26 protein-coding genes and 1 riboswitch are annotated in these 25506 nt (G+C 38.6%); of the genes, 7 read left to right on the forward strand and 19 right to left on the reverse strand.

Annotated elements, in window-relative coordinates; all coding sequences use genetic code 11:
• Positions 1 to 179 precede the first annotated feature (179 nt).
• Positions 180 to 1181 (reverse strand): catabolite control protein A, encoded by a 1002-nt coding sequence (gene ccpA / locus AWM76_RS06150; protein ID WP_039935487.1) that lies wholly within the window; start codon positions 1179 to 1181, stop codon positions 180 to 182.
• Between the two features lie 352 nt (positions 1182 to 1533).
• Between ccpA and AWM76_RS06155 the strand changes: the two genes are divergently transcribed.
• On the forward strand, positions 1534 to 2859 hold the full coding sequence (locus tag AWM76_RS06155; protein ID WP_060779359.1) for an ISL3 family transposase: 1326 nt from the start codon (positions 1534 to 1536) through the stop codon (positions 2857 to 2859).
• A 357-nt stretch (positions 2860 to 3216) separates the two neighbouring features.
• Here the strand turns inward: AWM76_RS06155 and AWM76_RS06160 are convergent, their stop codons facing one another.
• A complete protein-coding gene (locus AWM76_RS06160; RefSeq protein WP_003141947.1) occupies positions 3217 to 3720 on the reverse strand; it encodes a YtxH domain-containing protein in 504 nt (167 codons plus the stop codon).
• Between the two features lie 36 nt (positions 3721 to 3756).
• Positions 3757 to 4299, reverse strand: coding sequence for a DUF948 domain-containing protein (locus tag AWM76_RS06165; protein ID WP_003141945.1), 543 nt, complete (start codon positions 4297 to 4299; stop codon positions 3757 to 3759).
• A 223-nt stretch (positions 4300 to 4522) separates the two neighbouring features.
• On the opposite strand from AWM76_RS06165, the gene AWM76_RS06170 reads away from it, so the two are divergent.
• Positions 4523 to 5389, forward strand: a complete 867-nt coding sequence (locus AWM76_RS06170) for a mechanosensitive ion channel family protein (protein ID WP_235585481.1) — start codon at positions 4523 to 4525, stop codon at positions 5387 to 5389.
• 74 nt (positions 5390 to 5463) lie between these two features.
• Here the strand turns inward: AWM76_RS06170 and AWM76_RS06175 are convergent, their stop codons facing one another.
• Genes AWM76_RS06175 through racE form a run of 3 tightly spaced genes read right to left on the reverse strand, consistent with a single transcriptional unit; the run spans position 5464 to position 7406 of the window.
• Positions 5464 to 5958 (reverse strand): YfcE family phosphodiesterase, encoded by a 495-nt coding sequence (locus tag AWM76_RS06175; RefSeq protein ID WP_003141943.1) that lies wholly within the window; start codon positions 5956 to 5958, stop codon positions 5464 to 5466.
• Complete coding sequence (locus tag AWM76_RS06180; protein WP_003141942.1) at positions 5936 to 6562, reverse strand: XTP/dITP diphosphatase; 627 nt, start codon at positions 6560 to 6562, stop codon at positions 5936 to 5938. Before AWM76_RS06180 ends, AWM76_RS06175 begins: the two co-directional genes overlap by 23 nt.
• 7 nt (positions 6563 to 6569) lie before the next feature.
• A complete protein-coding gene (gene racE / locus AWM76_RS06185) occupies positions 6570 to 7406 on the reverse strand; it encodes a glutamate racemase (RefSeq protein WP_106427283.1) in 837 nt (278 codons plus the stop codon).
• 185 nt (positions 7407 to 7591) lie between these two features.
• On the opposite strand from racE, the gene mgsA reads away from it, so the two are divergent.
• Positions 7592 to 8056, forward strand: coding sequence for a methylglyoxal synthase (gene mgsA / locus AWM76_RS06190; protein ID WP_003141940.1), 465 nt, complete (start codon positions 7592 to 7594; stop codon positions 8054 to 8056).
• Positions 8057 to 8176: 120 nt separating this feature from the next.
• Here the strand turns inward: mgsA and trxA are convergent, their stop codons facing one another.
• The 4 genes from trxA to AWM76_RS06210 all read right to left on the reverse strand — a co-directional run bounded on the left by trxA (position 8177) and on the right by AWM76_RS06210 (position 12245).
• On the reverse strand, positions 8177 to 8488 hold the full coding sequence (trxA, locus tag AWM76_RS06195) for a thioredoxin (RefSeq protein WP_039935150.1): 312 nt from the start codon (positions 8486 to 8488) through the stop codon (positions 8177 to 8179).
• 81 nt (positions 8489 to 8569) lie between these two features.
• Positions 8570 to 10951, reverse strand: coding sequence for an endonuclease MutS2 (locus tag AWM76_RS06200; RefSeq protein ID WP_003141938.1), 2382 nt, complete (start codon positions 10949 to 10951; stop codon positions 8570 to 8572).
• Positions 10952 to 11084: 133 nt separating this feature from the next.
• Positions 11085 to 11642, reverse strand: a complete 558-nt coding sequence (locus AWM76_RS06205) for a CvpA family protein (protein WP_003141937.1) — start codon at positions 11640 to 11642, stop codon at positions 11085 to 11087.
• Between the two features lie 39 nt (positions 11643 to 11681).
• On the reverse strand, positions 11682 to 12245 hold the full coding sequence (locus AWM76_RS06210) for a cell division protein ZapA (RefSeq protein ID WP_003141936.1): 564 nt from the start codon (positions 12243 to 12245) through the stop codon (positions 11682 to 11684).
• Between the two features lie 262 nt (positions 12246 to 12507).
• Positions 12508 to 12671: riboswitch (Lysine riboswitch) on the forward strand.
• A gap of 102 nt (positions 12672 to 12773) precedes the next feature.
• Between AWM76_RS06210 and AWM76_RS06215 the strand changes: the two genes are divergently transcribed.
• Both AWM76_RS06215 and AWM76_RS06220 read left to right on the forward strand, forming a co-directional pair.
• Positions 12774 to 14441: an ABC transporter permease subunit gene (locus AWM76_RS06215; RefSeq protein WP_003141935.1), complete on the forward strand. Its 1668-nt coding sequence runs from the start codon at positions 12774 to 12776 to the stop codon at positions 14439 to 14441.
• 12 nt (positions 14442 to 14453) lie between these two features.
• Positions 14454 to 15212, forward strand: a complete 759-nt coding sequence (locus tag AWM76_RS06220) for an amino acid ABC transporter ATP-binding protein (RefSeq protein WP_003141934.1) — start codon at positions 14454 to 14456, stop codon at positions 15210 to 15212.
• A gap of 242 nt (positions 15213 to 15454) precedes the next feature.
• On the opposite strand, the gene AWM76_RS06225 is transcribed toward AWM76_RS06220, so the two are convergent.
• The 7 genes from AWM76_RS06225 to tsaA all read right to left on the reverse strand — a co-directional run bounded on the left by AWM76_RS06225 (position 15455) and on the right by tsaA (position 22884).
• Positions 15455 to 16228, reverse strand: a complete 774-nt coding sequence (locus AWM76_RS06225) for a CHAD domain-containing protein (protein ID WP_003141933.1) — start codon at positions 16226 to 16228, stop codon at positions 15455 to 15457.
• A 119-nt stretch (positions 16229 to 16347) separates the two neighbouring features.
• Positions 16348 to 17229, reverse strand: a complete 882-nt coding sequence (locus AWM76_RS06230) for a DUF368 domain-containing protein (RefSeq protein ID WP_003141932.1) — start codon at positions 17227 to 17229, stop codon at positions 16348 to 16350.
• A 150-nt stretch (positions 17230 to 17379) separates the two neighbouring features.
• Positions 17380 to 18441: a GGDEF domain-containing protein gene (locus AWM76_RS06235; protein ID WP_003141931.1), complete on the reverse strand. Its 1062-nt coding sequence runs from the start codon at positions 18439 to 18441 to the stop codon at positions 17380 to 17382.
• A gap of 356 nt (positions 18442 to 18797) precedes the next feature.
• The gene (locus AWM76_RS06240) at positions 18798 to 20615 is read right to left on the reverse strand and encodes a DUF2207 family protein (protein ID WP_003141929.1); all 1818 of its coding nucleotides are present in this window, start codon (positions 20613 to 20615) and stop codon (positions 18798 to 18800) included.
• On the reverse strand, positions 20609 to 21151 hold the full coding sequence (locus AWM76_RS06245; RefSeq protein WP_003141927.1) for a LemA family protein: 543 nt from the start codon (positions 21149 to 21151) through the stop codon (positions 20609 to 20611). The genes AWM76_RS06240 and AWM76_RS06245 overlap by 7 nt, the downstream gene beginning before the upstream one ends.
• Before the next feature lie 145 nt (positions 21152 to 21296).
• Positions 21297 to 22190 (reverse strand): fumarylacetoacetate hydrolase family protein, encoded by an 894-nt coding sequence (locus AWM76_RS06250; protein WP_003141925.1) that lies wholly within the window; start codon positions 22188 to 22190, stop codon positions 21297 to 21299.
• Between the two features lie 10 nt (positions 22191 to 22200).
• Positions 22201 to 22884, reverse strand: coding sequence for a tRNA (N6-threonylcarbamoyladenosine(37)-N6)-methyltransferase TrmO (gene tsaA / locus AWM76_RS06255; protein ID WP_003141924.1), 684 nt, complete (start codon positions 22882 to 22884; stop codon positions 22201 to 22203).
• 123 nt (positions 22885 to 23007) lie between these two features.
• On the opposite strand from tsaA, the gene AWM76_RS06260 reads away from it, so the two are divergent.
• On the forward strand, positions 23008 to 23577 hold the full coding sequence (locus tag AWM76_RS06260; protein WP_003141922.1) for a hypothetical protein: 570 nt from the start codon (positions 23008 to 23010) through the stop codon (positions 23575 to 23577).
• 61 nt (positions 23578 to 23638) lie between these two features.
• On the opposite strand, the gene AWM76_RS06265 is transcribed toward AWM76_RS06260, so the two are convergent.
• Positions 23639 to 24583 carry an exonuclease domain-containing protein gene (locus AWM76_RS06265; protein WP_003141920.1) on the reverse strand — a complete coding sequence of 315 codons (945 nt, stop codon included), beginning with the start codon at positions 24581 to 24583 and terminating at the stop codon, positions 23639 to 23641.
• Positions 24584 to 24693: 110 nt separating this feature from the next.
• Here AWM76_RS06265 and AWM76_RS06270 point away from each other — a divergent pair, with 110 nt between their 5' ends.
• Positions 24694 to 25137, forward strand: a complete 444-nt coding sequence (locus tag AWM76_RS06270; protein ID WP_003141919.1) for a YaiI/YqxD family protein — start codon at positions 24694 to 24696, stop codon at positions 25135 to 25137.
• A 4-nt stretch (positions 25138 to 25141) separates the two neighbouring features.
• Here AWM76_RS06270 and AWM76_RS06275 read toward each other — a convergent pair whose 3' ends face one another.
• Positions 25142 to 25417, reverse strand: a complete 276-nt coding sequence (locus tag AWM76_RS06275) for a DUF503 domain-containing protein (RefSeq protein ID WP_003141917.1) — start codon at positions 25415 to 25417, stop codon at positions 25142 to 25144.
• Between the last annotated feature and the right edge of the window lie 89 nt (positions 25418 to 25506).

The following is a 25506-nucleotide window of genomic DNA, read 5'->3' on the forward strand; positions in this document are numbered from 1 at the left end:
GGAAGAGTTTTTAAACAACAAGGTAAAATGGATTTCAGCAAAGCACCTTAGCTCAACGACTAAGGCATCCAGGTCTTGAGCTGGTCTTTCGAGCTCGCCTGAATAGCGATATCTACTATTATAAAATGAAAATTTAAAAAGGACCTTCAAAGTATTTCGCTTTGGAGGTCCTTATCTATTTATGCATCCTTAGTTGAATCACGTAAAATAAATTTATGTGGTAAGGTTACATGGTTTTCGATTTCTTCTTCTTTGTTCATCAATTTTGTTAGGATACGCATTGAAACGGCACCAATATCATATAAAGGTGGTTCAATTGACGTTAAAGTTGGACGAACAACTTCAGTTAAAGCCGTGTTGTTTGATGTCACAATAGCAAATTCTTCTGGTACCTTCACACCATTATCCACCATATGGTTGGTTACTTTAACAGCTAACTCATCACCGACGACAACGATACCGTCAGCTTTTGAATCAAGGATTTGTTGGGCAATGTCTTCACCGTTTTTGAAACGAGAGTCTTGCACTTCAAATAATAATGATTCGTCCAATTCTTTACCAGCTTCTTCTAAAGCTTTTAAGTACCCATTGTAACGGTCCAGGTTATTGGTAAAGTAGGGTTTAGCCGCTAGGTAACCAATGTTTTTATATCCTTGTGCAAATAAACCTGAAACAGCTTCATAGAAAGCTTGTGTGTAGTCGATATTTACAGAAGGAATTTCACCTTTATGATCGTTTAAACCAGCTAATACAAACGGTGTGTTTGTACGGTTGATTTCTTCACGAACAGAGTCAGATAATTGGTGACCCATGTAGATAACACCATCTACTTGTTTGGCTAAGATATTAGAAAGAACTTGTGATTCTTTTTTATTATCTGCATTGTCTAGGATAATGTTGTATTTATACATTGAGGCAATATCATCAATCCCCAAAGCTAAAGCACTAAAGAAATTGTTTGTGATATCTGGTAATAATACCCCAACTGTTGTCGTTTTTTTACTTGCTAATCCACGTGCGACCGCATTTGGACGGTAGTCTAGTCGTTTAATTACATCTAATACTTTTGCACGCGTTGAAGGTTTAACATTCGTGTTACCATTTACGACACGAGAAACTGTAGCCATAGATACTTGTGCTTCACGTGCAACATCATAGATCGTAACAGTTTGTTTTTCCATCTTCATCGCTCCTTTTTAAATTTTTAAATTGATTTTCATGCTTACAACGCCAAATATAGCACTAAAAAGTTATATTTGCAAGCGTTTTCTTTGCGGCAGTGACTGCTTTCATTCACATTTTCATATTCTATCAGTATTTGACTTGTTTAACAAGTCATTTTCATAAAAACGTGCAAAATTTGCATGATTTTTACAAATCACCACAAAAATTGCCTACAAGTATTGGGTCTCCGACTTTTGGTGTGGATGAGAAATCATTCAAACCTATTTTGTATAAAAACACAAAAAGACATATGAATATTTCCTATGCTAAAATTTAAGCGTCTAAACCAAAATTAGAAAGGAAATTCATATGTTTCAGAACGATAATATCAGACTTTTACTAAACATTAAGGATACTAACATCACATTTAACGAAGAAAATTGGATTCAAGAGCGTAATATTAAAGGAATAAATGTAAAAGTTTTTACTGGCACGTTAACCTACAAGCCCAAGGCTTGCCCTAAATGTGGTTGTGTAAATGACCCTTCTATCGTTAAAGATGGGTTTATGACGTCCAGGATCACGTGGTTACGCCAATCCAATACACCAACCTATCTAGAGCTTAAGAAGCAACGCTTCTGGTGTCATGAATGCGATGAGCGCTTCATTGCTCATACCAGTGAGGTTGCACGTAATTGTCATATCGCTAAACAAGTGAAGCAATCTGTTTTAGTTGAGGCTGCAGATACGATTTCAAACAAGGATCTCGCTCGTAGGCACTGTATCTCAGATAATACTAGTAGACGAATTATTAATCGCTTTATGGATGACTATTTTCGTCGCAATCGCACAAAACTAGCGAAACACATGTGCTTCGTTGAGATCAAATCTACAAAACAAGCTGACAATCAAATGAGTTTTATTTTTAGTAATGAGGAGACTCATGAAGTTCTTGGTATACTGCCCACTCGACAACTATACAAATTAAGAGAATACTTCCGCCAATTTAGTTTAAAAGAGCGCTCTGCTGTTGAAACCATTGTTGTTGATATGAATGCGCCTTATATGACTTTGGTTAGAGAAATGTTTCCAAACGCCAAAGTAATTATTGATCGTTTTCATATCATTCAATTGATTTCACGTTCTTTAAACAAAACGAGAGTTCAAGTAATGAATACTTTCAATATAAATAGAAATAATGGTGAAGATAAAAAAGAGTATCGCAAGCTGAAAAGTTTTTGGAAGCTTATCCTAAAGGATTTCAACGAAGTTGATTTTATAAATTATAGAAAACAACGTTTATTTAAAGGGAAAATGGTTTGTGATATGGATATTCTTGATCATCTACTTTCTTTAGATGAGGATTTAACGGAAAATTACTGGGTATATCAAGCTTTACTAGAGGCTTCTAAAGAAAATAATATCGAAATGTTTCATGAGACTATTACTGCAGAACGTCACCAAAATATCAGTAAATATATGCAAACCTCACTGAACATATTATTGAAGAATATAGCGTTTATCGCAAACACCTTCCATTACAAGACTAGATCAAACGCTAGTCTAGAAGGAAAAAATAATCGTATCAAAGTCATAAAACGTGTATCCTATGGATATCGAAATTTTTTCAATTTCAGAAATAGGGTGATGATTAGTTTCATTTTAAAACCGGGCAAGCCCGCTTCCCTTAATTAAATAAACATGATACATCCCGCTCGCTATGTTCAAAGAAAAAAACTGCAAGTGTACGTCCTTAGCCGTGAAAAAGCATGATATCGAGACCTTGGCTCGATATCAAGGCAGAGAGACCTTGGCTCTCGCCGGTGTCACGGCTCTTAAGGAACGTACACAGCAGTTCAAAGGACAAAAAAGATAGTTCTTCTTTTATCAAATCTCATTTAAAATAAAATAAAAAAGAAACTCAAATCCATATAAAATGAATTTAAGTTTCTTGCTTAAATTAAGCTATCCACATTAAATGTCGAAGAGCCCAAGTATTTCAACATCTCAAATACTTGTAGACAATCCTGTTTGATTTGCTTAAATCAGCAATTATTTTTCTTTCACTTCTTCTACTTGTTGTTTCACTTTTTCAGCATCTTCTTTAAGTGGTTGTTCTTTAGCTGCTGCTTTATCAGTAGCAGCTTTCACTTCTTCAGTACCTTCCGCGACTTCAGTTTTTGCATCATCTGCTGCTTGGGCAGTCGTATTTTTGGCGTCTGCATAAGCATTTGCCACTTCATCACGCGCTACTTGGTATTGTTTAGTGGCTTCAGTAGTTGCTTCGTTTAATTGTGCTTTTAAAACTTCAGCAGATTCTGATAAGTTCACGCGGATATCTTGCGCAGCGTCGCTAGCAGTTTGATACATTACGTTACCTTTTTCAGTGACGATATCAGCGTAGTCTAAAGCTGTATCACGAAGAACGTTTGCTTGTTGATTTAAGTCATCACGGAACTCGCGACCTGATTTTGGTGCGAATAATAATGCTGCTACAGCACCTGCAGTACCACCGATGATTGCACCTAATAAGAATGAACCTGTATTTCTAGACATATATATTTCCCTCTTTCTTTCAATTAATAATATTGATTAGTATGGCTTAGATTGTGAACTTTCTTGCGCCTTGCGCACTTGGCGTTTTTGATATAAAGCTTTAGCTGATTGGCCCACTTTTTGAATACCAGTCACAGTTGGTTGTCCAGGTTTTACAACTTGCTCAGCAGTTACAGTAGTTGAACCAGTTTCAGTAGCACCTGTTGTTTTATCCTTAATATCATCTACCTTTGTTTGGGCCGTATTAGTAATATTTAGGACTAAGTTACGTGTAGAATCATTCACGTCTGAAACGGTTACCCCAATGTCCCCGATTGCTTTGAACAGTGGGTCCACTTGAGCTACTTTTCCATTCACATCATCTAATAAAACATTAGACTTATTGAGTAATCCTTGCACCTCAATTGATAATGCATCCACATCCTTGGTGACTACTTTAACTGTTTCATTCGCTTCATTAACAACACCTGTAACTTCCTTCATGGTTTTTGTTAGTTCACGTAAGAATAGAATAATGTAGATCACTAATGCCGCAAATGCTATTGCTGCGATTAAGCCCGCAATTTGGCCTCCGGTCATGTAAAAATCACTCCTTCTCCATCTCTCATATCATTAAATATAAGATATTTAATATATAACTATAAGAATATTTTACCACACTATGAGAGGGCTTTACAAAAAATAACGCACTTATTTTAAGCTAAAAAATCCTACAACTTAAATATTGGTTAACCCTTTTGCAATTGGCTTTACAATAATTTCATCATTCGATACCATGAAGAACAAGGATTATATTGAAAGGATGATTTATTTGGATCAAATTAGACAATGGTGGCGCACTTATATCGAATCAATTGACTATGCTAGCCTACTCTCAAGCTTAATTTCTACCGTTTTTGAACTAGTAATCACTGCATTAATCTTTTGGATTGCCAAAAGGACTGTCGACCGGATTGTTGACGTATACTTTGAACGAGACGCTAAACGAATTGAAAACCGCAATGTCGGGTCTATTCAACGAAACAAAACCCTCCATAAATTAGTGGAAAACATTGTTCAATACACTTACTATTTCCTATTAGGTTACTCTATTCTAGCTATTCTAGGTTTACCAGTAGCCACACTAGTAGCCGGTGCTGGGGTTGCTTCCTTAGCCTTAGGTCTCGGTGCACACGGCTTTATCACTGACGTTGTGAATGGTTTCTTCATTCTTTTAGAACACCAATTTGCTGTTGGAGACTACGTTACGATCGCTGGTTTATCAGGTACTATTATTTCAACTGGTATCCGGACAACTATTCTTTCTGGTGACGACGGTTCAAGACACTTTATCCCTAACCGCAACATCGAAAATGTAACCAACTCTTCTAATACCACTCGTCGTATGTACGTAGACTTGTACATTGATCCGAACGCTGATTTAGTTTCAATCGAATCTGTTATTAAAGATGGTTTATCACTAGCTTCTTCTGATGACCGGGTTTTAGGTGAAGCGGAAGTTTGGGGTTACCAACGTGACGCTGTCGGCCGCTTATTCTACCGCGTAGTATTCAATACTAGAGATAGCGATAAGATGGCAGTTCGTTCAGACTACTATGAACAACTTACAGCCCTGCTTGTACGTAATGGCTACAAACAACCTGTTTATGACTCAGGGGCAGAATTATAGTCATTACAAACACATATATAAAAACCGCACGATCAGGCCCTAATTGGGACATAGATCGTGCGGTTTTTGTATTTTTAACCTACTTCTGTAATGACTTCCCAGTCAGCATTGTAGAAAGTGACTTCTTTCTTGTCATCTTGCCAGTCTAAGATGGCAAATGATGGATAAGGGTATTCACCTTTTGGAATGCGGATTGAACCTGGGTTAATAATTTTTATCCCGTCGATTTCTTGGTCATCCATGACATGGGTATGGCCGTACATGATGACATCCGCTTGATTGTCTTTCGCTAAGGCAACCAATTTCTTCAAGTTCTGTTTTACTCCATATAAATGTCCGTGGGTCACGACAATCTTCCCTTCAGGGGTATTTAAGCTAATGACATCCTTGTAGTTGCCATAGTCAGTGTTTCCTCTTACGGTATGGAAAATCCCCCAAATGGTATCATCTTCTGATAACTCGGAGTCCCCACAGTGGATAAATAAATCAATGTCATCTCCTGCTTTTAAGACTAGGTTGACAAGCGCCTCGTGGTCGCCGTGGTTATCACTCGTGATTAAAATCTTCATATAAGTTCAACTCCCCATTTTCTAAATCTTTGGCTAGTAAACGTAAGGCATTTCCTCGGTGACTTAAAGAATCTTTTTTCTCTGCTGACATTTCAGCTGTAGTTAACCCTTCACTTGGTACATAAAAAATCGAGTCATAGCCGAAGCCATTTTCCCCGCGTTCTTCACGCAAGATGACCCCAGATAAGGTGCCGTGATAGTGGCTAACTACTTGACCTTGTGCGTCAGAAACGACTAGATAGGTATGGAAAGTCGCCCCTCTATCTGCATCAGGGACGTTAGCAAGCTCGGTTAAGGCCTTTTTCCGGTTATTGGCATCTGACTTCTCAGGACCTGCGTAACGGGCTGAATAAACGCCTGGTGCCCCGTCAAGTGCGTCAATAGCTAGACCGGAATCATCCGCAATAACTGGCATGTGCAAGTCTTTAGCGGCTGTTGTGGCTTTAATCGTCGCATTTTCAATGAAAGTACTCCCAGTTTCTGGAATATCTGGATAATCTGGGAAATCTAGCAAGGTTTTAACTTCAATCCCGTATTGGTCGAATAATTGCTTGAATTCCTTGGCTTTACCTTGGTTGGCTGTAGCGATCATTACTTGCTTCATATAAATGTTAGCCTTCTTTCATCTGTGTTTGAATTGCTTCAAGTGTTTCGATAGGGACACGGTCTACTTCAATTGGGTCATCCAACCAGTCGTCCGCAATCTCCTTAAATAGTTCTGGTGATCCGGTAGTGTAAAATTCAGTCATTCTTGGTGATGGATCATTCGACAATTTGGCAATGTCGTTGTAATCCAAAAGGATGGATACGTCTGAAATAGTTTCCTGGCCAGAATCAATCAGTTTGACCGTATGTCCCAAGGTTTTTTGTATGGTATCTCTTAGTAAAGGATAGTGGGTACAACCTAGAATGACTGTATCCAACCCCTTATTTTTTATGGGTGCTAAAGTTTCCGCAATCACCTTTTTGGCTAAAGGTGTAGCATATTGTTGGCTTTCTACTAATGGGACAAAGGCTGGACAAGCTAATGAAGTCGTGTTCAAGTCTTTATTTTTTTGTAGTAAGTTTTCAAGATACATGCCACTTTTAATGGTCCCTTCTGTACCTAAAACACCAATTTTGCCATTTTTTGTGTATTTATTGGCTGCTCTTGCACCCGGCTGAATCACCCCAATAACTGGAATAGACACCCGCTGTTTAATTTCATCTAAGGCAACCGCAGTCGCTGTATTACAGGCAATGACCAATAATTTAATATCTTTGGTTAAAAGAAAATCGACCATTTGATTGGTAAAAGCTGCTATTTCTTCTACACTTCTTGGTCCATAAGGACAACGTGCATTGTCGCCAATATAGATAATCGATTCATTGGGCAATTGTCGCATAGCTTCTTTCACTACTGTCAAGCCACCTACACCAGAATCTAAGAATCCGATAGGTCTGTTCATGTTAACCTCCTCCGTCAAACAAATCATTCAAAAGTAGCAATGAACAATTTATAATCTATGGTACAATTATAACAGAAGAAGACGATCCACTTCACCAATTCGCAATTATTAAACGTAATTTAAGGAAAAAGGTAAATGTCTCGTTTGAAAATCAAATTGCCGATACGAACTGGAGGATATGCTATATGAAAATTGCACTTATTGCCCATGATTCAAAAAAAGATATGATGGTGTCCTTTGCAACTGCATACAAATTCATTCTTGAAAAACATGAATTATTTGCTACAGGGACAACTGGTTTACGTATTATCGAAGCCACTGGTTTAGACGTTCACCGCTTTAAATCCGGCCCACTTGGGGGCGACCAACAAGTCGGTGCGGCTATCTCACAAAATGAAATGGACTTAGTCATCTTTCTGCGTGACCCATTAGCAGCTATGCCCCACGAACCAGACGTGACTGCCTTAATCCGTTTATGTGACGTATATAACATCCCATTAGCAACTAATATCGGTACCGCAGAAGTCCTTATTCGCGGGTTAGACGAAGGCTTTATGGACTGGCGTAAACAATACGAAGATGGTTTCTTAAACCATGATATCTTAGAAAATATCGAAAAAGGTAACGAAGGCCGTAAATTGATCGAGTAAATTTGAAAAAAATGGCTCTTCGTCAAATAGGACTGATGAGTAATGTTTGCCCTTTAACAATAGATTTAAGCCAATAAAAAAACGGTCGGGGAATTTCCCGACCGCTTTCTTTATTTTAGATTATAAGTATTTGTTTAATACTTGTTCTAAGTTGTCTTTAGGTGTGTAACCAATTAATTGTTCCACAACTTGACCATCTTTTTTGATCATTAATGTTGGGATGGACATGATACCAAATTCACGTGCTGTTTCTGGATTGTCATCTACATCCATTTTAGTGAATTTAACTTGGTCACCCATTTCATCATCTAAAGTTTCAACGATTGGTGATTGCATACGACAAGGACCACACCAAGTTGCCCAGAAGTCGATTAATACAACGCCTTCTTCAGTTTCATTTTTAAAATCTGCATCTGTAATAGCTTTAACCATTTGTATTACCCCTTTCATTTTTATTCATCATCATTATAGCATTGTCTGACCAATTTGAACATTTATCTGCTTTTTAGCAATTTAGCCCTTAAATTTAGCGATTGTCGCCCCGTTACCACCCATGTTATAAGGTGCGAATTCAAAGGATTCAACCCGTGGATGGTTCTTCAAGGCCATTTGAACACCCTGTCTTAAGGCGCCCGTCCCGTGACCATGAATAATGGTGACCTGACCATGTCCTGCTAGTAAAGCTGAATCGATAAAGTTGTTTAGTCGAATCATGGCTTCCTCATACCGTTCACCACGTAAATCTAGGCTGGTATTGACTGATTTAGCCTTACTTGCTTTGAGTCCAGCCCGATGATTTTTCTCTTTCTTCGGTTTCTCATCAACTAAAGTTAAATCTTTTTCAGCCACTTCCATCTTCAGCATACCCATCTGAACAACCCAGTCCTTTTCACGTTTCTCGACCAAGGTACCACGTTGCCCGTAGGTTAGCACATTCACTTCATCGCCCACTTCAAAGCTGGCTTTTCGCTCTTTATTTTTCTTGGCTTTTTGAAGGATTTTGTTTTTCTCTAGCTGTTCCTCTTGCGTTAAGTTAGACAAGGCGCTTTGACGATCAATCATCTCATGTTCTTTGATATTACCAATGGTTGGATGGTTGATTTGCCATTCCCGAATCTCCGCCAGAATGGCATCAGCTTTTGTCTTGGTGTCTTCTACTAATTGATTGGCTTCTTTGCGGGCCCGGTTCATATAGGTTTGTTTGTCAGCTTCTAGTCTAGCTTGTGCCTTTTTCAAATCATTTAAAAGATTTTCAGCATCGGCTAAGTCTTTGGCGGCTTCGGCTGATAAGTCTTCGTATTCATGACGTTGGGCTTCAAGATCAAGCAACATTTCGTTCAGATTTTGGCTGTCTTCTTGGATATAAGAACGCGCTTCTTCCACCATTTCAACTGGTAAACCCAGTCGTTGGGAGATATCAAAGGCGTTAGAGCGACCGGGCACCCCAATCAGCAATTTATAAGTCGGTTCCAAGGTAATTTCATTAAATTCCATCGAAGCATTGATGGCCCCAGGATGTTCGTAGGCGTAAGTTTTCAGTTCAGGGTAATGGGTAGTGGCCATTACTCTTGCATTTAGGAAGGCAAAACGGTTCAATACCGCGATGGCGATGGCTGCCCCTTCTTGAGGGTCGGTACCAGAACCCAACTCATCGATTAAAACTAACGAATGTTCGTCCGCAGCCTCAACAATACGAATAATATTGGTCATATGGCCCGAGAACGTTGATAAACTTTGTTCAATGGACTGTTCGTCACCAATATCCGCAAAAATCTCATTGAAGATTTCTACCCGTGAATCTGCCTTGGCTGTGATATACAAGCCTGATTGTGCCATTAATTGCAGTAGACCGACTGTTTTCAAGGTAATGGTTTTACCACCAGTATTTGGCCCTGTAATAACAATCATATTGTATTCGTGGCTAAAATGAATGTCATTTGCGACTACTGATTTGCGGTCTAATAAGGGATGTCTAGCCTCTTTCAAGTCAATACGTTCAGATTCATTTGCTAAAATCGGTCGGTTAGCCCCAATTTCACGGGCAAAGAAGAATTTAGCTTGAATCAAGTCCAAATCTCCAAGACGTTGATTATTTTCAGCAATTTCACTAGTGTAAGGGGCTAATTCTGCAGATAGCTCTTGGAAAATACGTTTAATTTCCTCGTCTTCTTGGACTTGCAGGGACCGTAAGTGGTTATTCGCATCTAAAACTGTTTGCGGTTCAATATAGAGTGTTTGTCCTGATGACGATTGGTCATGAACTACCCCACCAAAGGCATTGCGATATTCTTGTTTAACCGGAATAACAAAGCGGTTGTTACGGATAGTAATGATGGCCTCACTTAAATAGGAGGCTTTATTAGACCGGATGATATGGTCTAGTTTGACACGGATACCTGCTTCTTCACGTTTGATTCCTTGTCTTAAGCCATGTAAAGTTGACGAGGCATTGTCATAGACTGACCCATCATCTGCGATAGCATTTTGCATTTTACGCATCAAGTCCCGCATATCAATAAAGTCATCCGCTATTGAATATAATTGCATTAATTCAACTTTCGCTTCTTTTAGTTTACTAAAGAAGTTAGAAACCTCACCAGATGCCCGTAAGACCCGGCCTACTGCAGCTAATTCTTTCCCGTTTAAGTCAGCACCAATATCCAATCGTTTTAAGAATGGTTTTACGTTGATTAGTTGGCTGACTGGGATCCGTTTGTCTAATTCAAACAAGCGTTTTACATCGTCAACACTTTGTAAGGCTTGTTCGATTTCTTCCGCTTCTGCACTTGGTTTTAAATTTAAAGCTTGGATTTTTCCTATTTCAGTTCGGGTTTCTTTTGCTACTTGTTGTTGTATTTTCTCAAATTCTAAGGTTTGAAATATTTTAGGATTCAAAATTTGTCCTCCTTCTATTGTTATCAGGAACGATTATAAAGTCTTCTTAAGTAGTAAATAGGCCGTGATCAATTATCACAGCCATATCAATTGCCACGGTGCGCAGTACGCAAAGGCATATATTTTCAAGTTTTTAAAATGGTAAGTTGCCTAATCCTTGTAATAGGATGTTGAATACCTGGCCAGATAAGATTGGGGTATTCAAGATAATAAAGTCGGCAATTGATGAATTGGCTAAGGCTGTTTGCACCCCTTCAAAGGTTAAAACTGACATAAACATTAAAATAAAGAATGACCAGAACCAAGCTGAGAAGAAACCAAATAAGCCGCCCAAAATACCGTTCCATTGAATATCCATTTCTTTAAATTTCAAGTCTCTTAAGCCAAAAGCAATAAATTTAGTAACAATCCAGACAAGCAAGATAATGGCTAACAAAGCAACTAGTCTAAAGTAAATAATATCCATATTTTGTAATAAAGCTACTGGATAATAGACAAAGGTATTTTTAATATCTAAACCTACATAAGGTACCCATAAGGACACACGGTCAACTAGGTTTTGATAGAACAAAACAGCAAACAAATACGCGACCAACAGACCTAGTGAATGAATGCCTTGTAGTATAGCCCCTCGGTAGACACCAACACCTATGCTAAGTATAAAAAATAATAAAATCAAAAAACTTGTCATGCTTTCCTCCCATTGATACCCATATTTTCTATCAATCGCCTAAGATCTCGGTGTTTGACGCAAACGACCCAATTGTTTTGAGGCTGTGTTCACACTGGACTTCAAACTAGGTTGGCTAATTTCAGGAATTTCTTTATCTAAGTCAGCCTGTGATGGTGTTTGTTTTCCACTTGCTTTTGTTTGTGGTGGTCTTTTTACTGACGATTTAGCTTGTCCCTGGTTTTTCTTCCCTTTTGATGGTGTTTGGGATTGCTTCTTTTCTTGTGCTTCACGCATCTTTTCTTTTTCTATTTCAGCAATTTCTTTCACCAATGTACCCATGGTTTGCTCCATTGATTTGACACGGACCATTAAATCAGCGTTTTCTTTAGATTTTACAGCCATTTGTGCTTGTAAATCCACATTATCCGATTGGATGTTTAACGCTACTAATAAAGCCATCTCTTCCATTGACATATTGGGATTCTTTTTACTGATATCAGCAAGTAATTGGTTGATATCACGGCTCACTTGTTGAATATGTTCACTTGTTTTATGACTCTTGATGGTAAATTTGTGATAGCCCAATTTCGCTATTACTCTGTTTTTTTCTTCATTCGACATATTTGTCACTCCAACTTTTTATACTGTGCGTTAAATGTTTGTAGATGCAATAGAAAGGTCGCGTCTTAACGACTTTCGTTCCACCTAGCTTCCATAATCTAAGATATTTTACCATTTATCCCGAATAATGGCTAGACCTAGCCACTATCTGCTTTTAATGATCAAAAAGGTAGAAAAATTGCAATGATTTTAAGCTGTTATAAAAGATTTAATCAGATTTTCATGACAAGTCAATATTCTTCGTGTATGATGAAATACGATATATTGAGATAGAGGTGCGGAGCTTATCAGTACATACCCGAGCGGGAGCGTTGAAAGTATGGAAAGGAATATTCGCCGAAATATTTTAACCCCAAGTTAAAGTATTGGGCATAAACAAAAAATGTTTATGACTGTCACTTAACCAAGTGATGCGCTATCCTAGGAGTAACGACCGTAAGACTAGTCTAGTCTTACTGCGTACAAAGGGAAGCCTCTATTGCAATTTATTGCTGTAGAGGCTTTTTATTATTTTCGGGAGGTATTATTATGAAAAATCATCAAGTAAGTAACACTTGGCAAAAAGCTTTGATTGCTATTTTGACCATCATATTGGCCATCGTTGGCCCAACATCCGCTTTTGTTGAAGCGAGTGAAGTCGGCACAACAATTGAGGTTGACCAAGAAGCATTAGCTGAAGGTTTAGACACAGAAGGCGTCCTACGTGTTGGGATGGAAGCCAACTATGCGCCCTTCAACTGGTCGCAAACGTCTGACGCGGACGGTGCAGTCCCTATTTCAAACTCTGACGGTGAATATGCAAACGGTTATGACGTACAAATCGCTAAACGTCTAGCTGATTCACTAGGTTTAGAACTTGAAATTGTTAAGTTAGAGTGGGACGGTCTACCACCTGCACTTGAATCTGGCATGATTGACGTGATTATTGCCGGTATGTCACCAACACCAGAACGTCTACAACAAATGGACTTCTCAAATTCTTACTATTCTTCAGATATCGTGCTTGTAACTATGGCTGACAGTGAATACGCAGATGCTACATCGCTAGAAGATTTCGCTGGCACAACTGTTACTGGTCAATTAAATACATTCCATTATGATTTAATTCCGCAAATCCCTGACGTAACTCAAGCCACTGCCCTAGATTCATTCCCAACGATGATTACTGCTTTAACTGCTGGTTCAGTTGACGCCTATGTATCTGAAAAACCAGGTGCCATGGCTGCTGTAGCTGCTAACCCTGACTTAACATACGTTGAGTTTGCTGAGGGTCAAGGATTTGACTTAGGTGAAGTCACTTCTGATATTGCTGTTGCAGCCAGAAAAGATTCTCCATTAACCAACATTATGAACCAAGCCTTAGCAACTATTCCAACCGCTGACCGTGACCAATTAATGGAAGATATGGTGAACTTGAACGAGCGCGGTGAAAGTGCTGGTTTCTGGTCTGAAGTTGCGGGCATTTGGGATACTTACGGTTCCCAATTTCTAACTGGTGCTGGTAACACTATGTTTATCGCGTTAAGCTCGACAATTATGGGATTTGTCATTGGTTTATTGATTGCTATCTACCGTTCATTAATCGTTCGTCGCGATCAAAAACCAGTTGCCTACTTCTTCTATAAATTATTCGACTTTGTGATTGCGGCCTACATTGAAATTTTCCGTGGTACACCAATGATGGTACAAGCTATGATGATTTTCTATGGTTCAAGACTATTCTTCAATTTCCAAATGTCTACTATGTTTGCAGCCTTACTAATTGTGTCGATTAACACTGGTGCTTATCTTGCCGAAGTGATCCGTGGTGGGATTACCTCAGTGGATAAAGGCCAGACTGAGGCCGCTCGTGCCATTGGTATGAACCACTACCAAACAATGACGACAATCGTTTTGCCACAAGCTATTCGGTCAATCTTACCAGCTTTAGGTAACGAATTTGTGATCAATATTAAAGATACGTCTGTATTGAATGTTATCGCAGTAACTGAGTTATTCTTTGTAACGAAATCAGCTGCTGGTTCAACGTACCTAACCTTCCAAACATTCCTAATTACAGCGATTATCTACTTCGTCTTAACTTTTACAACAACTCGTGTTTTGAATTTCATCGAAAATCGTATGGCAGGCAAAAAGACTTACCATGTCTATGAATCTAGCACGAATACAGTAATCAACGGTCAAAGAGAACAATAGGAGGAAAATGACATGCAAAACCAAGATCAATTAATCTTAAATGTACAACATTTAGAAAAACGTTTTGGGGAAAACTTGGTCCTACGTGATATCGACTTCCAAGTACGCCCAGGACAAGTAACCTCTATTATTGGTTCATCTGGATCAGGTAAATCTACCCTACTACGTTGCTTAAACCTACTTGAAGAACCAACTGGCGGCGACATTTTATACCACGGTCAATCGATTTTAAACGGGAAGAAAATGAACATTAATAAATACCGTACCCAAGTTGGTATGGTATTCCAATCATTCAACCTATTTAAAAACTGTACAGCCCTAGAAAACTGTACAGTTGGCCAACGTAAAATCTTAGGTCGTAGTCAGGCTGAAGCAGAAGCAGTTGCCCTTAAGAACCTTGAAAAGGTCGGTATGGCACCTTACCGTGACGCCCGCCCTGAGCAACTATCTGGTGGACAACAACAGCGTGTCGCGATTGCCCGTGCCCTTTCAATGGACCCAGAAGTATTACTATTCGATGAGCCTACATCTGCCCTTGACCCAGAAATGGTTGGGGAAGTATTGGAAACAATGACCCAATTAGCAGCAGAAGGTCTAACAATGATCGTTGTAACCCACGAAATGGCCTTCGCCCGTGACGTATCAACCAATATCGTCTTCATGGACAAAGGTGTCATCGTCGAACAAGGTCCAGCCAAAGAGGTCATCGATACCCCGAAACAAGAAAGAACAAAAGCCTTCTTGACAAGATACGCAAACGAAAGATTTTAAACTGGATGGTAAAAATGTCGCTTAGACTAGCCGTACTGTAACAAATTCTTCTATATCTGAAAGATATTGAAGGATTTGGTGAAGTGTCAGCGAAGTCTGACATTTTGAACTCGACTATGTAAGGTGCGAGTCGCTCGATTTTGAATGAGGGTGCAAGGTGCTACATACTTTCAAATAGCAAAAAATCACAAAAAGCAGTTGGGAAATCCAACTGCTTTTTGTGTATTATCTTATGCTTAAATCTATTCACCGAATTCGATATCATCGCGAATATGAATTAATAAATCACGCACATTTTCATCTTTCACTTTATCTGTGTATGCTGTCAGTAGATCATAATTGACATGCGCATCTGTAATTTCACCGAATTCAGATTGAATGGCCTTGGCTTCTTCTCTGTATTGGTTTAAGTCTTTAGAGACCGTCTCGTCGAAATAAGTGGCTGCATACCGCACCTTCTTGGCGCTCTTTCTAATTTCGTGGACTGCCTCGTAGTCAGAAATATCCACTGTCTTAAAGGCGTATCGCAATTTTTTATCCTTCTTTTTCAGGCGCTTAAGCGTATACTTTTTCCAGTCTTTCTTATTTTTAAATAGGTCGAGTTCAAGGATTTCTTTCGCATCCTCAATAGCCTGCTGAATGGTGGCGCTATTGCCCTTATTAAAAGTCCGGTTCATTTCTATCCGCCGTTCTTTCACGAAGGTGTTAAATAGCTGGTAATAAGCCTCGCTAGTTTCAGGATGATTTACTGCATAATCTTCGCAATATGCATAAAGCACATCCAATTCACGAAGGGGTCCAAATACGCGTGCTGCTGCACCCAATTGCTGGTTCAACTTGTTATAATGGTCTTTGTCCATACGTTTTTTTATAAAGTTAAGTAGACCACGTAATTCTCGAATTGAAACACGCAAATCGTGGACTAGTTTATCGGAAAATGGGTTGTTCTGATAATCTAGATATAAGCGCGATATCTTATTTATCTGCTTTCTAAATACATCATGCCGTTTATTCATTCAAAACACTCCCTTCCCTAGGAATTCCTTTTCATATAATTTCATTATACAAAATAAATTATTATCCGTAAAACGAAACAGGCACTCCCCACAAAAGGAAGTGCCTGTTTTTAGATGATTTAGTCATTTGAATATTTTTCTTCAATTTTTGAGAACCATAATGAAAAGATTGTCCCTAATACAAAGGCAATCATACACCAAATCAATGTATTCATGAATGATAAACCAGAATTTGCTAAACCTTCAGCTGAGAAACCTGGAAATACTTGTGTTGGGAATAAGGCAATCGATGAACCAATTACAGTCCCTAAAATAAGGTGGTACATTTTAGAGTAGTAATGCTTGAAGGCCCATTCAGCAGCCTTCGCTAAACCAATGACACATAGTAATCCACCTAATCCTAATGGAATAATGACTGAAAAATCAAGAGCTGCAATACCAGCGGCCATTTTGTCATATAAACCAAAATAAATTAAGAAATTTGAGGGACTCATCCCTGGTATAATAACCCCTAAACCAATCAAAGCACCTGATAATACCCAGGCGATAAATGATGGTTGTACTTGTGTAATCCCTTGACCACCTAAGAACATGATCAAGAAAATGATGACTGCGGTTACTGCAAGCAAGGTTAAGTCAGATGTACTGCGCCCTTCTTTTCCAGCCGACTTAAATAGTGATGGTAAAGTCCCCACTACGAAGCCGATAAATAAGGTAATAAAAATAGCTGCGTAAAGTCCAAAAGCTTTTTCAACGAAAATTGAAAATACCAATATTCCTAATAAGAAACCAATCCCAACTGGCATAAAGTAACGGACATTTTTCCAGAAGTTTTCCGTAATATTAGCTAAAAAATTAATAATTTGATCGTACAAGCCGAAAATGACAGCTAGGACTCCACCTGAAAGACCTGGTAGAATTCCTCCTATTCCAACAGCTGCACCCTTCAGAACACGGATAAACCAATCTGCCGAAAAGACGGCATCTTTTTTATTATTCATTTATTCTCCTCTTTCAATTCCTTTTTTTACTAGACAGTTCAATAAGACGAGTCCAGTATAGTCTTATCTAATACTAATTGTATCAATCTTTGGTCTGAGAATCATCGTTTGAGGCTAAAAAAAATGAAAGTTCCAGTTGGAAATAATCAATTAATCAACACCCAACTCGCCTATAGCGCTCACCATCTGGTTCTTCCCTCGGTGTTTCGCTTGATATAAGGCTTGGTCAGCCCGCAATAAGGTACTTTTCATATCTTCATGCGGATTTCTATGGGCCACACCAATTGACACCGTAATCTTTAAAGGCTCGCCCTCTTCACTAAATAGCGGCATTTCAGCAATCCTTTCATGGATAGATTCGGCTAAATCCAGCGTTTTTTGTCCAGTACAGTCAAAGACTAAACTCACGAATTCTTCCCCACCATACCGGTAACAATCGAATAAATCGGACTTTAAATTATTTAACACGGTGCCTATTTCTTCCAGTGCCTTATCGCCCACAAGATGACCATAGGTATCATTTAACTTTTTGAAATTATCAATATCAAGAACTAATAGGGAATAGGAATCATTATTTTCTGAAATTTTCCTAAGGTCTTCTTCTAATTTTCGGGCGTTATAGAGGGCCGTTAGGCTGTCGTGCACTGAGGATTGGTATAGTTTGTCTAGATCGTTGGTGAATTGGTAGGAAACGTATATGAATAACAATGACAAAACAGCCAACAATAGGTAAGCTGAGAATATTTGGAAGGGATCTTCTAATCGAATAGAGGATAACGGCACAGTAATGACAATAGCCATAATCACTAAGAAACATAGTTGGAAGAACTCTGAATGTTTGGCTTTAATACGGTCAAAGACACCTAAACTGAGCAAAATATAGGCTAAGGCGATTAAGAGGTTTAAACTGGACAAGGTTAGGTCGCCAAAGAAAAAACGACAAATCGCAACCAAGACTATTGTCGGATGGGCAATTTCCTTATCCAAATACACCATGGTATAGGCGAATAGCGCCGGCCTGAAGTCAAAACGCACACCTTCAAAGATAAAGGATGACATCATCAAGCAAATACCCGCTGCCGTTTGTAAGCCAATAAAGAGGTTACGGTTGTTGATTGGATTTCGTCTTTTCTCAATACTATATCGCCAGCGCCAAACAAAATAAATATCCATAAAAATAATTGCCATATTTGCTAAGACATTTACAATCATGCTATCCTCCTATATTCATTAATGTGTATAATATTCCTAATTCAAAATATTACCTTAAAATTTTTATTTAGTCCTGTCTTCACACGAAAACTCATTCCACTAAATATATCACAATTGGTCGGTTGGAAAAAACTAAAATACTTTTCATGAGAGAAAACTCTTGGAAATTTATCCATTCCTTAATTATTAGACATTCATTTTTTAATTTGGCTAAACCTTACACTTAATTAAGGATAATAAGTTATATTATTGGAAATCCTGGTATGAATGTTTGAAATTATTCGTAAATAAAAAAGCCAACTAAAACAAGTCTAGTTGGCTAATACAATTATTGTTCGCATTTATATTGTGACAGACTAGCGAACACCGCCGCCGCCACCTCCACCGAAGGAACCACCACCACCACCAAAGCTGGTACCGCCCCCTCCACCAGATGATGAAGAAGCTGTTGCAGCGCTATGACCGTCTGAATAAGATCTGTTAAGCATTGAACCATAGTATGCGTAGTAGAAGAATGGTGCATCTGAGTAAGTTGAGATTTCAGCATATTCAGGATAAATCTTACGGAATTCTTCTTCCACTTCATCAGCAATACCAAAAGCACCCGCATAAATCATTAATTCATCCCATAAGGCAACTTCATTGGTTTGACGCTCATTTAGTAATGAGAAGTCTAACAGATAGTTTTTGAATTTCACGATATTATCGCGTAACTCAAAGCCTTTATCTGTATAAGCGACACCTGCCACTTCATGGGCGATATCTAAGTCGCTTTTTTCACGACGTGATTTGGCTGTTAAGCCGACAAAAGTGTAACCATTTTCTTCCAAATAATCTGATGAATAAGAATCTAAGGCTCGTTCATAGGCCTCAATTTTCTTGTAATTCTTTTCGATATATTTAGAGAAGGCTTTTTGTTCAACACGGCCGTCTTTTTGAGCAACACGTTGCATCAATTTAAACAATCGTGCTGATGGGCCGGTTGGCGCCTTGTCTGATTGAACATAGATAACAGCTTGATCTTTCGATCTTAGGATGCCATCAATTTCTTCTTCACGCACTGTGATATAACCATTTTTTACCAGGTATAATATCCCTGCCGTCATATAGTTTTGCCGCAATTCACTCTTGTTATCGATTAATTGGGATAAAATCACATAAAGTTGGAATACATCTTCAGTTGGCGCTTCACGGTAATATTCTCCTTGCGTACGTTTTTCCATAGTTTTCATGGTTGGATAATACTCTCGGTATTTCCGTTGGTTAGAAGCATATTGAGAGATCCCCCAAATACCCGCACCCAGTCCACCAATACCAGCAGCTGCTGCTAAACCAAGGATGACCTTAGTAGATGTTGAGGTTGAGGTATCGGCTTCACTTGCCCCATCCATTTCTTGAATATCTTCATAAGTGGCATCAGGATTATAGTCTTCATAGTTATACGATGACCCTTCGAATGCTTGCTCTACAAATGAATCAAAGCTTCTATCTTCAATCACGAAGTCAGTTGGATAGGTGCCATCTGGAATACGCAAAAGAATCGTTACATAGTTGTTGGAACCTAATGGCTCTGTAGATGCCGTCTGAACGACACCATCGCTTGTGATATCAATATTACCGTTGAAACCAAATCCCCAAATACGGTTATCATCATAATTCATCGTTTGTACATCTGAGGAAATTTCCACAGACACAGCTTTGGGAGATGGTGACAAGTCGGAGTTAATAAACTGCCAATAGACCATTTGATCCGTTGATGTTTGTATAACAAAATTTGAAATCTCATATGACAACTCGTATGTATGTTGGCCGTATTCAGTAATCCCCCAATTCAGTTCATTCGTGTTTTGCCCATAGGTACCTGCTTTTTGGTCAAAACTATCATCAATATCCCATGATGACTGTTCTTCCATAGGCTGTCCATCCATTGAAACTGTAAAGTTAGAGATGTCCTGAACGTCTTCAAGATTCATACCTTTATAAATCTCAGTTCCCTCATCAGTATTCATGTCCCAAGTTTCATGGATTAAGGCTGATCCATCAGATTGTAAAGTTACATCTACATCGATCGAATTAATCTCATTCGCCAATACTGATTGGGGTGCTACCCAAAATAAAACCAACGCACCAAAGGCTATGATCATCTCAATAGCTTTTTGATGTGTTTTTACCATTGTGGCATCTCCGCTTTTTCTGCTGAATTTTCGAAGTATTCTTCCGGTGTAAATCCTGTAAATCCAGCAATAACAGAATTCGGGAAAGTTTTAATTAAACGATTGTATTTAGTAACAGTGTCATTAAAGACCATACGTGACTGACGTACATTGTTTTCATAAGTATTTACAGAATTCATTGTTGATTGGTAAACGTCCGAAGCTTTTAAATTCGGATATTGTTCCACTACTACATCAATTGAACGTAATGCACGGTTGAAAGCTGCATCATCTTTTTCCACATCACTAACAGAGGAGTTACGTGATACATTCGAACGTGATTCAACGATTTTAGTTAAGGTATCGTGTTCATGTGTTTGATATTGTTTGGTTGCTGAAATCAAATTGGTTAAGGCATCCCAACGAGATTCTACTTGTGCTGCAATTTGCGCCATGGCATTTGATACCATTTCTTTGGAACGTACGAAGTTATTGTAGGCTCCAATCCCCCACACAACTAATATAACGATTATAGCAATGACAATAATCCATACCATAATATCCAACTCCTTCTCTTTTTATATTCTAATTATACTTTAAATGTCATCGTCAATAAAGCGATACCATCGGGCATTGTATAAAAAAGAGAGATAAAGTACTATATTGACATACTTACATCTCTCAAATTTCTATATATTTCTCTTATCCTTCTATTTCAAAGCTATTGGTTAAACGATCTAATCCTTCAATTTCAATCGAAATTTCATCGCCTGTTTTAAGCCAGTCTTGTTGACCTTCTGGATAACCTAATACTACCCCTGAAGGTGTACCTGTTAAGATGATATCCCCTGCCTGTAAGGTCATGTATTCAGAGATATAAGACACAATCTCAGCTACCTTGAAAATCATTTGCTTGGTACTAGCTGATTGAACTTCTGCACCATTACGGTATGTCTTAATGACTAAATTGTTGATGTCCACTTCATCTTTTGTTGTTAAATAGGGACCAACGGGTGCAGATAAATCGTTTGTTTTACCAAGTAACCATTGACCTGATTTAAACTGTAAGTCACGAACGGATACATCATTGGCTATAGAATAGCCAAATACGGCATCTAGGGCCTCGGAATGAGAAATGTTTTTAACTGTTTTGCCAATTACGACTACTAATTCCCCTTCATAATCGAATTGTTCGCCGTGTTTATTCAATGGGATGACCTGATGATGGCTGGCTAAGGCGTTATTAAATTTTGAAAATAACACGGGTTCTTCTGGATCATCAGAGATTTTTGATTCACTCACATGGTCATGATAATTTAAGCCTACACAAATTATCTTCTCAGGATTATGGATAACAGGCGCATAGACAATGGTGTCCGCATCCACAAAGTTCACTTCATGGGCGTGGTGGGTATAGTAGTCTAGAATTTGTTGAATACGGTCCTTGTAGGCCCCTTCAATAATGGCCTTCAGTTGGTTTGGGACTTGGATACCTAATGTTTCACTTGCTTCTCTGATGTCGATAATCCCTAAGTCACTCAGGATACCGACTTGAATGTCATTTGAATTTGCCGGGAAATATTGAATAAATTTCATCGTCAACCTCCTATGATTCTGCCTGTTCAGTGATTTTTACTACCCTTAAAATACCACTTTTGACTGTAAAATGTACATCATAAGCATCAAAACGCATGCCGTAAATTTTATCAGGATTATCTTGGGTTCTAGGTCTCGGGTCTTGAGCTAAAACGGCTTGCAGTTGGGTAAGTAAATATTCTGGTAACCCCGCAGTCACCGCTTCAGGCATATCGACTGTCAATGGGCGCCACGCTACTTCATCTGTAAAACCAGCCCTAGCTTCTTCATGGATGTCTGTTTTGACATAGGGTTTGATATCTAAAATAGGTGTTTTATCCATTAAATCAACACCAGATACTTCTAAAGACACTTTTCCAGCCCCATCGATATGAACTTTTTCTAATTTCACTGAAGACAGGCCGATAGGATTTGGTCGGTACGGCGACCTTGAAGCAAAGACACCTACCCGTTCATTCCCACCCAAACGAGGCGGTCTGACAGTTGCTTTGTTGGCCCGACCCTTTTGTGCTGAAAAATACCAAACTAACCACAAGTAATCAAAGGATTCAATCCCTTTAAAATATTCAATTTGATTGTAAGGTGGATAAAATTGAACCATGCCCTTTACTTGTGGCACAACCATACTTTGTCTAGGTATACCGAATTTTTCAACAAAAGCCGTTTCTATCCAACCTATAGGTGCTACTTCCATTTGCAACCTCCATGCGCTTTCTTATTTCTACTTTATTTTAATTGATTACAATACTAGATGGCACTTTCCTCAATATACTTGTGTAAGTTTCCTTCGCAAACTATACTAAGATTAAAGAGAAACATGACAAAAGGAGATTTTATGGCCAACTTAGATACGATAAAAAAACTTTATCAAGATTACCCTGAAATGCCCTATATCAATCCAGATCGTGATTTCGATACCTTTATGGATAAACTGGATGTTCAAAAAGAACATCTAGTCCCTAAACGAAATATGGAACGGACGGAAGAAGGCTTATTACCTGGTCACATTATTTTATTATGGCGTCTTGATTTGGGGACTTTTTCAACTGAATCAGCTATCCCTCGCTATTTTGAGTACATTTACGGTATTCATGCCTTAGATGCCTTGGACAATTTTATTGAAGAAGGTCTAGCTTACCAAATGTCAGCCAAGGAAACTTTGTACTTAGTGAATGCCGGGACTTTGAAAAAAATTCTTAAAAATGCTGGCTTATCGGGCTATTCTTCTATGAAGAAAGATGAATTGGTGAAATATGTGCAAGATCAAATCAGTGAAGAAGATTTAGCACCGCAAATGCCTATGATCGCTTATCAAACAACTGAACGCGGTCATGAACTGGTTGAAAAATACGATGATATTATTCAACGTCATGGACCTAAAGGTTAAACTTGTATATCAAGAGCTGTGATGATGTCACAGCTCTTTTTGCATCCTCATTGCGTTAGCCCTACTCCATTTCCAAGAGTTGTTTGAAAATTTTTTCCGAAATAATTTTAATTTTTTCGCCGCGATTAGCGTATTCTTCAGCTTTTTTAAATTTACTTGTTTTCTTCTGCTTATTTAAATCAGATTGTGAGACAATAAGGTAATCTGTCTTAAGGGTCACTGACTTACCTAAAATAGCCCCCTTATTCAAACTAGCTTGCATGGCTTCTTCACGGGACATATTATCTAAGTCCCCTGAAAAAACAATAGTCTTATTAAATAAGGGATGCATAGGATTAAAGTCACTTGTTTCTGCCTTTAAGTCCTCCACTTTAATTTGTTTTGGATAGGCACGGCGGTAGAAATCATTCTTGAAGTCTTGTTCACTTTGATAGACTTGCTTAGCTTGGTTGAAGAGTTGGTTGTACACTTCCACCGTAATATAGCAGTCTGTTAATCCCCGGTGAGCGCCCTCGTATGAAATGCCGTAGAATTGGGCCATAGTCCCCAATTTATGGTTGGGTGTTTCTGTTACTAATTTACGAGCGATGGTTAGCACGTCCAGGTAGTCGTTTCTCACGGGGAAATTATAAAGGTTTACTGCGGTATCATAAATAAAGCTCAAGTCGAAGTTGACATTGTAGCCTAAAATGATATCTTCTTGGATGAAATCTAAGAATTCGGGTATAGCCTGTTCAATTGGCGGTGCGGTCATGACCATATGATTGGATATGCCAGTTAAATTGGTGATAAATCCTGAAATTGGTCGGTTAGGTTGGACCAAGGTTGAAAAAGTCCGGTCCATCTGGTGGTCACGAATCCGAATAGCTGATAATTCTAAAATTTCGTCGTTACTTGGTTTTAAGCCGGTTGTTTCGATATCGATCATGACATAATCTTTTGGAAAACCGATGATTGACTTGCCCATATGCGGTCGTTGTTGACCAGATCTTCTATTGTAAGCCATACTGCCACTTCCTTATTTACGAGTGTTTTTACACCTTAATTGCGCATTATTCTTATACACTATATTATACGTTTTATTTTCCATTAGTTAATGATAGAAAGGATGTTTTGATGAAAATATTTATCGACGGTGATGGTAGTCCCACTAAACAAGAATCTATTCAATTAGCGAAAAAATACGATTTACCAGTCGTTTTAGTAACCTCGATTGACCATTTTTCAAAAAAGCCAGTCGCTGACCACGTGGAAACAGTCTATGTGGAAAGAGGCGCTGATTCGGCTGATTTTAAGATTCTATCCATGATTAGCGCCGGGGATATTGTGGTCACCCAAGATTACGGTCTAGCATCATTAGCCCTGGCAAAAGCGACGGTCATCCACCATTCTGGCATGGTCTATACCGTCATGAATATCGACCAATTGCTTCGCCAGCGGTACGAAAGCCAGCAGATGCGAAAGGCCAAGATGCGGACTAAGGGTCCTAAACCCTTTACGGCAAAAGACCGTCAGCATTTTATTCAAGTCCTAGACGAAATAATCCAAGACCGCCTCTAAAAAGCTATTCATACCAATCTTGTTGGAGGACTTCAATGGGATAATTGGCTTCACAAAAGTCGACAGCTTGATTGAGCATCTTTTCCGCAAAGGCATATGAATTTGACACAATACCCATGCCAAGAATAGCCTGGTTGATGACGTCTTGATCTCCTGTTTCAGCGACTGAAACACCGTATTTGGCAGATACTTTTTTCATCATACTTTGTAGAATGCGGCGTTTGTCTTTCAGCGAATCGCTAGCAAATGTAAATGTAATTTCCAATCCCAGTAAAATCATGTCAAAACCTACCCCTTTTTCCTAAATTCTCTCATACTATTTTCTAGTGTCAACTTTTTGATTTAAAAGAATTTATGCCTTATAGTGAA

The sequence above is a fragment of the Aerococcus viridans genome (assembly GCF_001543285.1).
GTDB classification, from domain to species: Bacteria; Bacillota; Bacilli; order Lactobacillales; family Aerococcaceae; genus Aerococcus; species Aerococcus viridans.

What these genes read in the sequence shown, in the direction of transcription:
- AWM76_RS06210 (WP_003141936.1), bottom strand. Translation starts at nt 12,245, where the DNA reads ATGTCGAATGAAGAAAAAAACAGAGTAATAGCGAAATTGGGCTATCAC.
- AWM76_RS06275 (WP_003141917.1), bottom strand. Translation starts at nt 25,417, where the DNA reads ATGATTTTACTGGGATTGGAAATTACATTTACATTTGCTAGCGATTCG.
- trxA (WP_039935150.1), bottom strand. Translation starts at nt 8,488, where the DNA reads ATGGTTAAAGCTATTACAGATGCAGATTTTAAAAATGAAACTGAAGAA.
- AWM76_RS06205 (WP_003141937.1), bottom strand. Translation starts at nt 11,642, where the DNA reads ATGACAAGTTTTTTGATTTTATTATTTTTTATACTTAGCATAGGTGTT.
- AWM76_RS06225 (WP_003141933.1), bottom strand. Translation starts at nt 16,228, where the DNA reads ATGAATAAACGGCATGATGTATTTAGAAAGCAGATAAATAAGATATCG.
- AWM76_RS06170 (WP_235585481.1), top strand. Translation starts at nt 4,523, where the DNA reads ATGATTTATTTGGATCAAATTAGACAATGGTGGCGCACTTATATCGAA.
- AWM76_RS06250 (WP_003141925.1), bottom strand. Translation starts at nt 22,190, where the DNA reads ATGAAATTTATTCAATATTTCCCGGCAAATTCAAATGACATTCAAGTC.
- AWM76_RS06265 (WP_003141920.1), bottom strand. Translation starts at nt 24,583, where the DNA reads ATGGCTTACAATAGAAGATCTGGTCAACAACGACCGCATATGGGCAAG.
- racE (WP_106427283.1), bottom strand. Translation starts at nt 7,406, where the DNA reads ATGAACAGACCTATCGGATTCTTAGATTCTGGTGTAGGTGGCTTGACA.
- AWM76_RS06155 (WP_060779359.1), top strand. Translation starts at nt 1,534, where the DNA reads ATGTTTCAGAACGATAATATCAGACTTTTACTAAACATTAAGGATACT.
- AWM76_RS06180 (WP_003141942.1), bottom strand. Translation starts at nt 6,562, where the DNA reads ATGAAGCAAGTAATGATCGCTACAGCCAACCAAGGTAAAGCCAAGGAA.
- ccpA (WP_039935487.1), bottom strand. Translation starts at nt 1,181, where the DNA reads ATGGAAAAACAAACTGTTACGATCTATGATGTTGCACGTGAAGCACAA.
- AWM76_RS06235 (WP_003141931.1), bottom strand. Translation starts at nt 18,441, where the DNA reads ATGATTGTAAATGTCTTAGCAAATATGGCAATTATTTTTATGGATATT.
- AWM76_RS06220 (WP_003141934.1), top strand. Translation starts at nt 14,454, where the DNA reads ATGCAAAACCAAGATCAATTAATCTTAAATGTACAACATTTAGAAAAA.
- AWM76_RS06270 (WP_003141919.1), top strand. Translation starts at nt 24,694, where the DNA reads ATGAAAATATTTATCGACGGTGATGGTAGTCCCACTAAACAAGAATCT.
- AWM76_RS06215 (WP_003141935.1), top strand. Translation starts at nt 12,774, where the DNA reads ATGAAAAATCATCAAGTAAGTAACACTTGGCAAAAAGCTTTGATTGCT.
- mgsA (WP_003141940.1), top strand. Translation starts at nt 7,592, where the DNA reads ATGAAAATTGCACTTATTGCCCATGATTCAAAAAAAGATATGATGGTG.
- AWM76_RS06230 (WP_003141932.1), bottom strand. Translation starts at nt 17,229, where the DNA reads ATGAATAATAAAAAAGATGCCGTCTTTTCGGCAGATTGGTTTATCCGT.
- AWM76_RS06245 (WP_003141927.1), bottom strand. Translation starts at nt 21,151, where the DNA reads ATGGTATGGATTATTGTCATTGCTATAATCGTTATATTAGTTGTGTGG.
- AWM76_RS06160 (WP_003141947.1), bottom strand. Translation starts at nt 3,720, where the DNA reads ATGTCTAGAAATACAGGTTCATTCTTATTAGGTGCAATCATCGGTGGT.
- tsaA (WP_003141924.1), bottom strand. Translation starts at nt 22,884, where the DNA reads ATGGAAGTAGCACCTATAGGTTGGATAGAAACGGCTTTTGTTGAAAAA.
- AWM76_RS06260 (WP_003141922.1), top strand. Translation starts at nt 23,008, where the DNA reads ATGACAAAAGGAGATTTTATGGCCAACTTAGATACGATAAAAAAACTT.
- AWM76_RS06175 (WP_003141943.1), bottom strand. Translation starts at nt 5,958, where the DNA reads ATGAAGATTTTAATCACGAGTGATAACCACGGCGACCACGAGGCGCTT.
- AWM76_RS06240 (WP_003141929.1), bottom strand. Translation starts at nt 20,615, where the DNA reads ATGGTAAAAACACATCAAAAAGCTATTGAGATGATCATAGCCTTTGGT.
- AWM76_RS06165 (WP_003141945.1), bottom strand. Translation starts at nt 4,299, where the DNA reads ATGACCGGAGGCCAAATTGCGGGCTTAATCGCAGCAATAGCATTTGCG.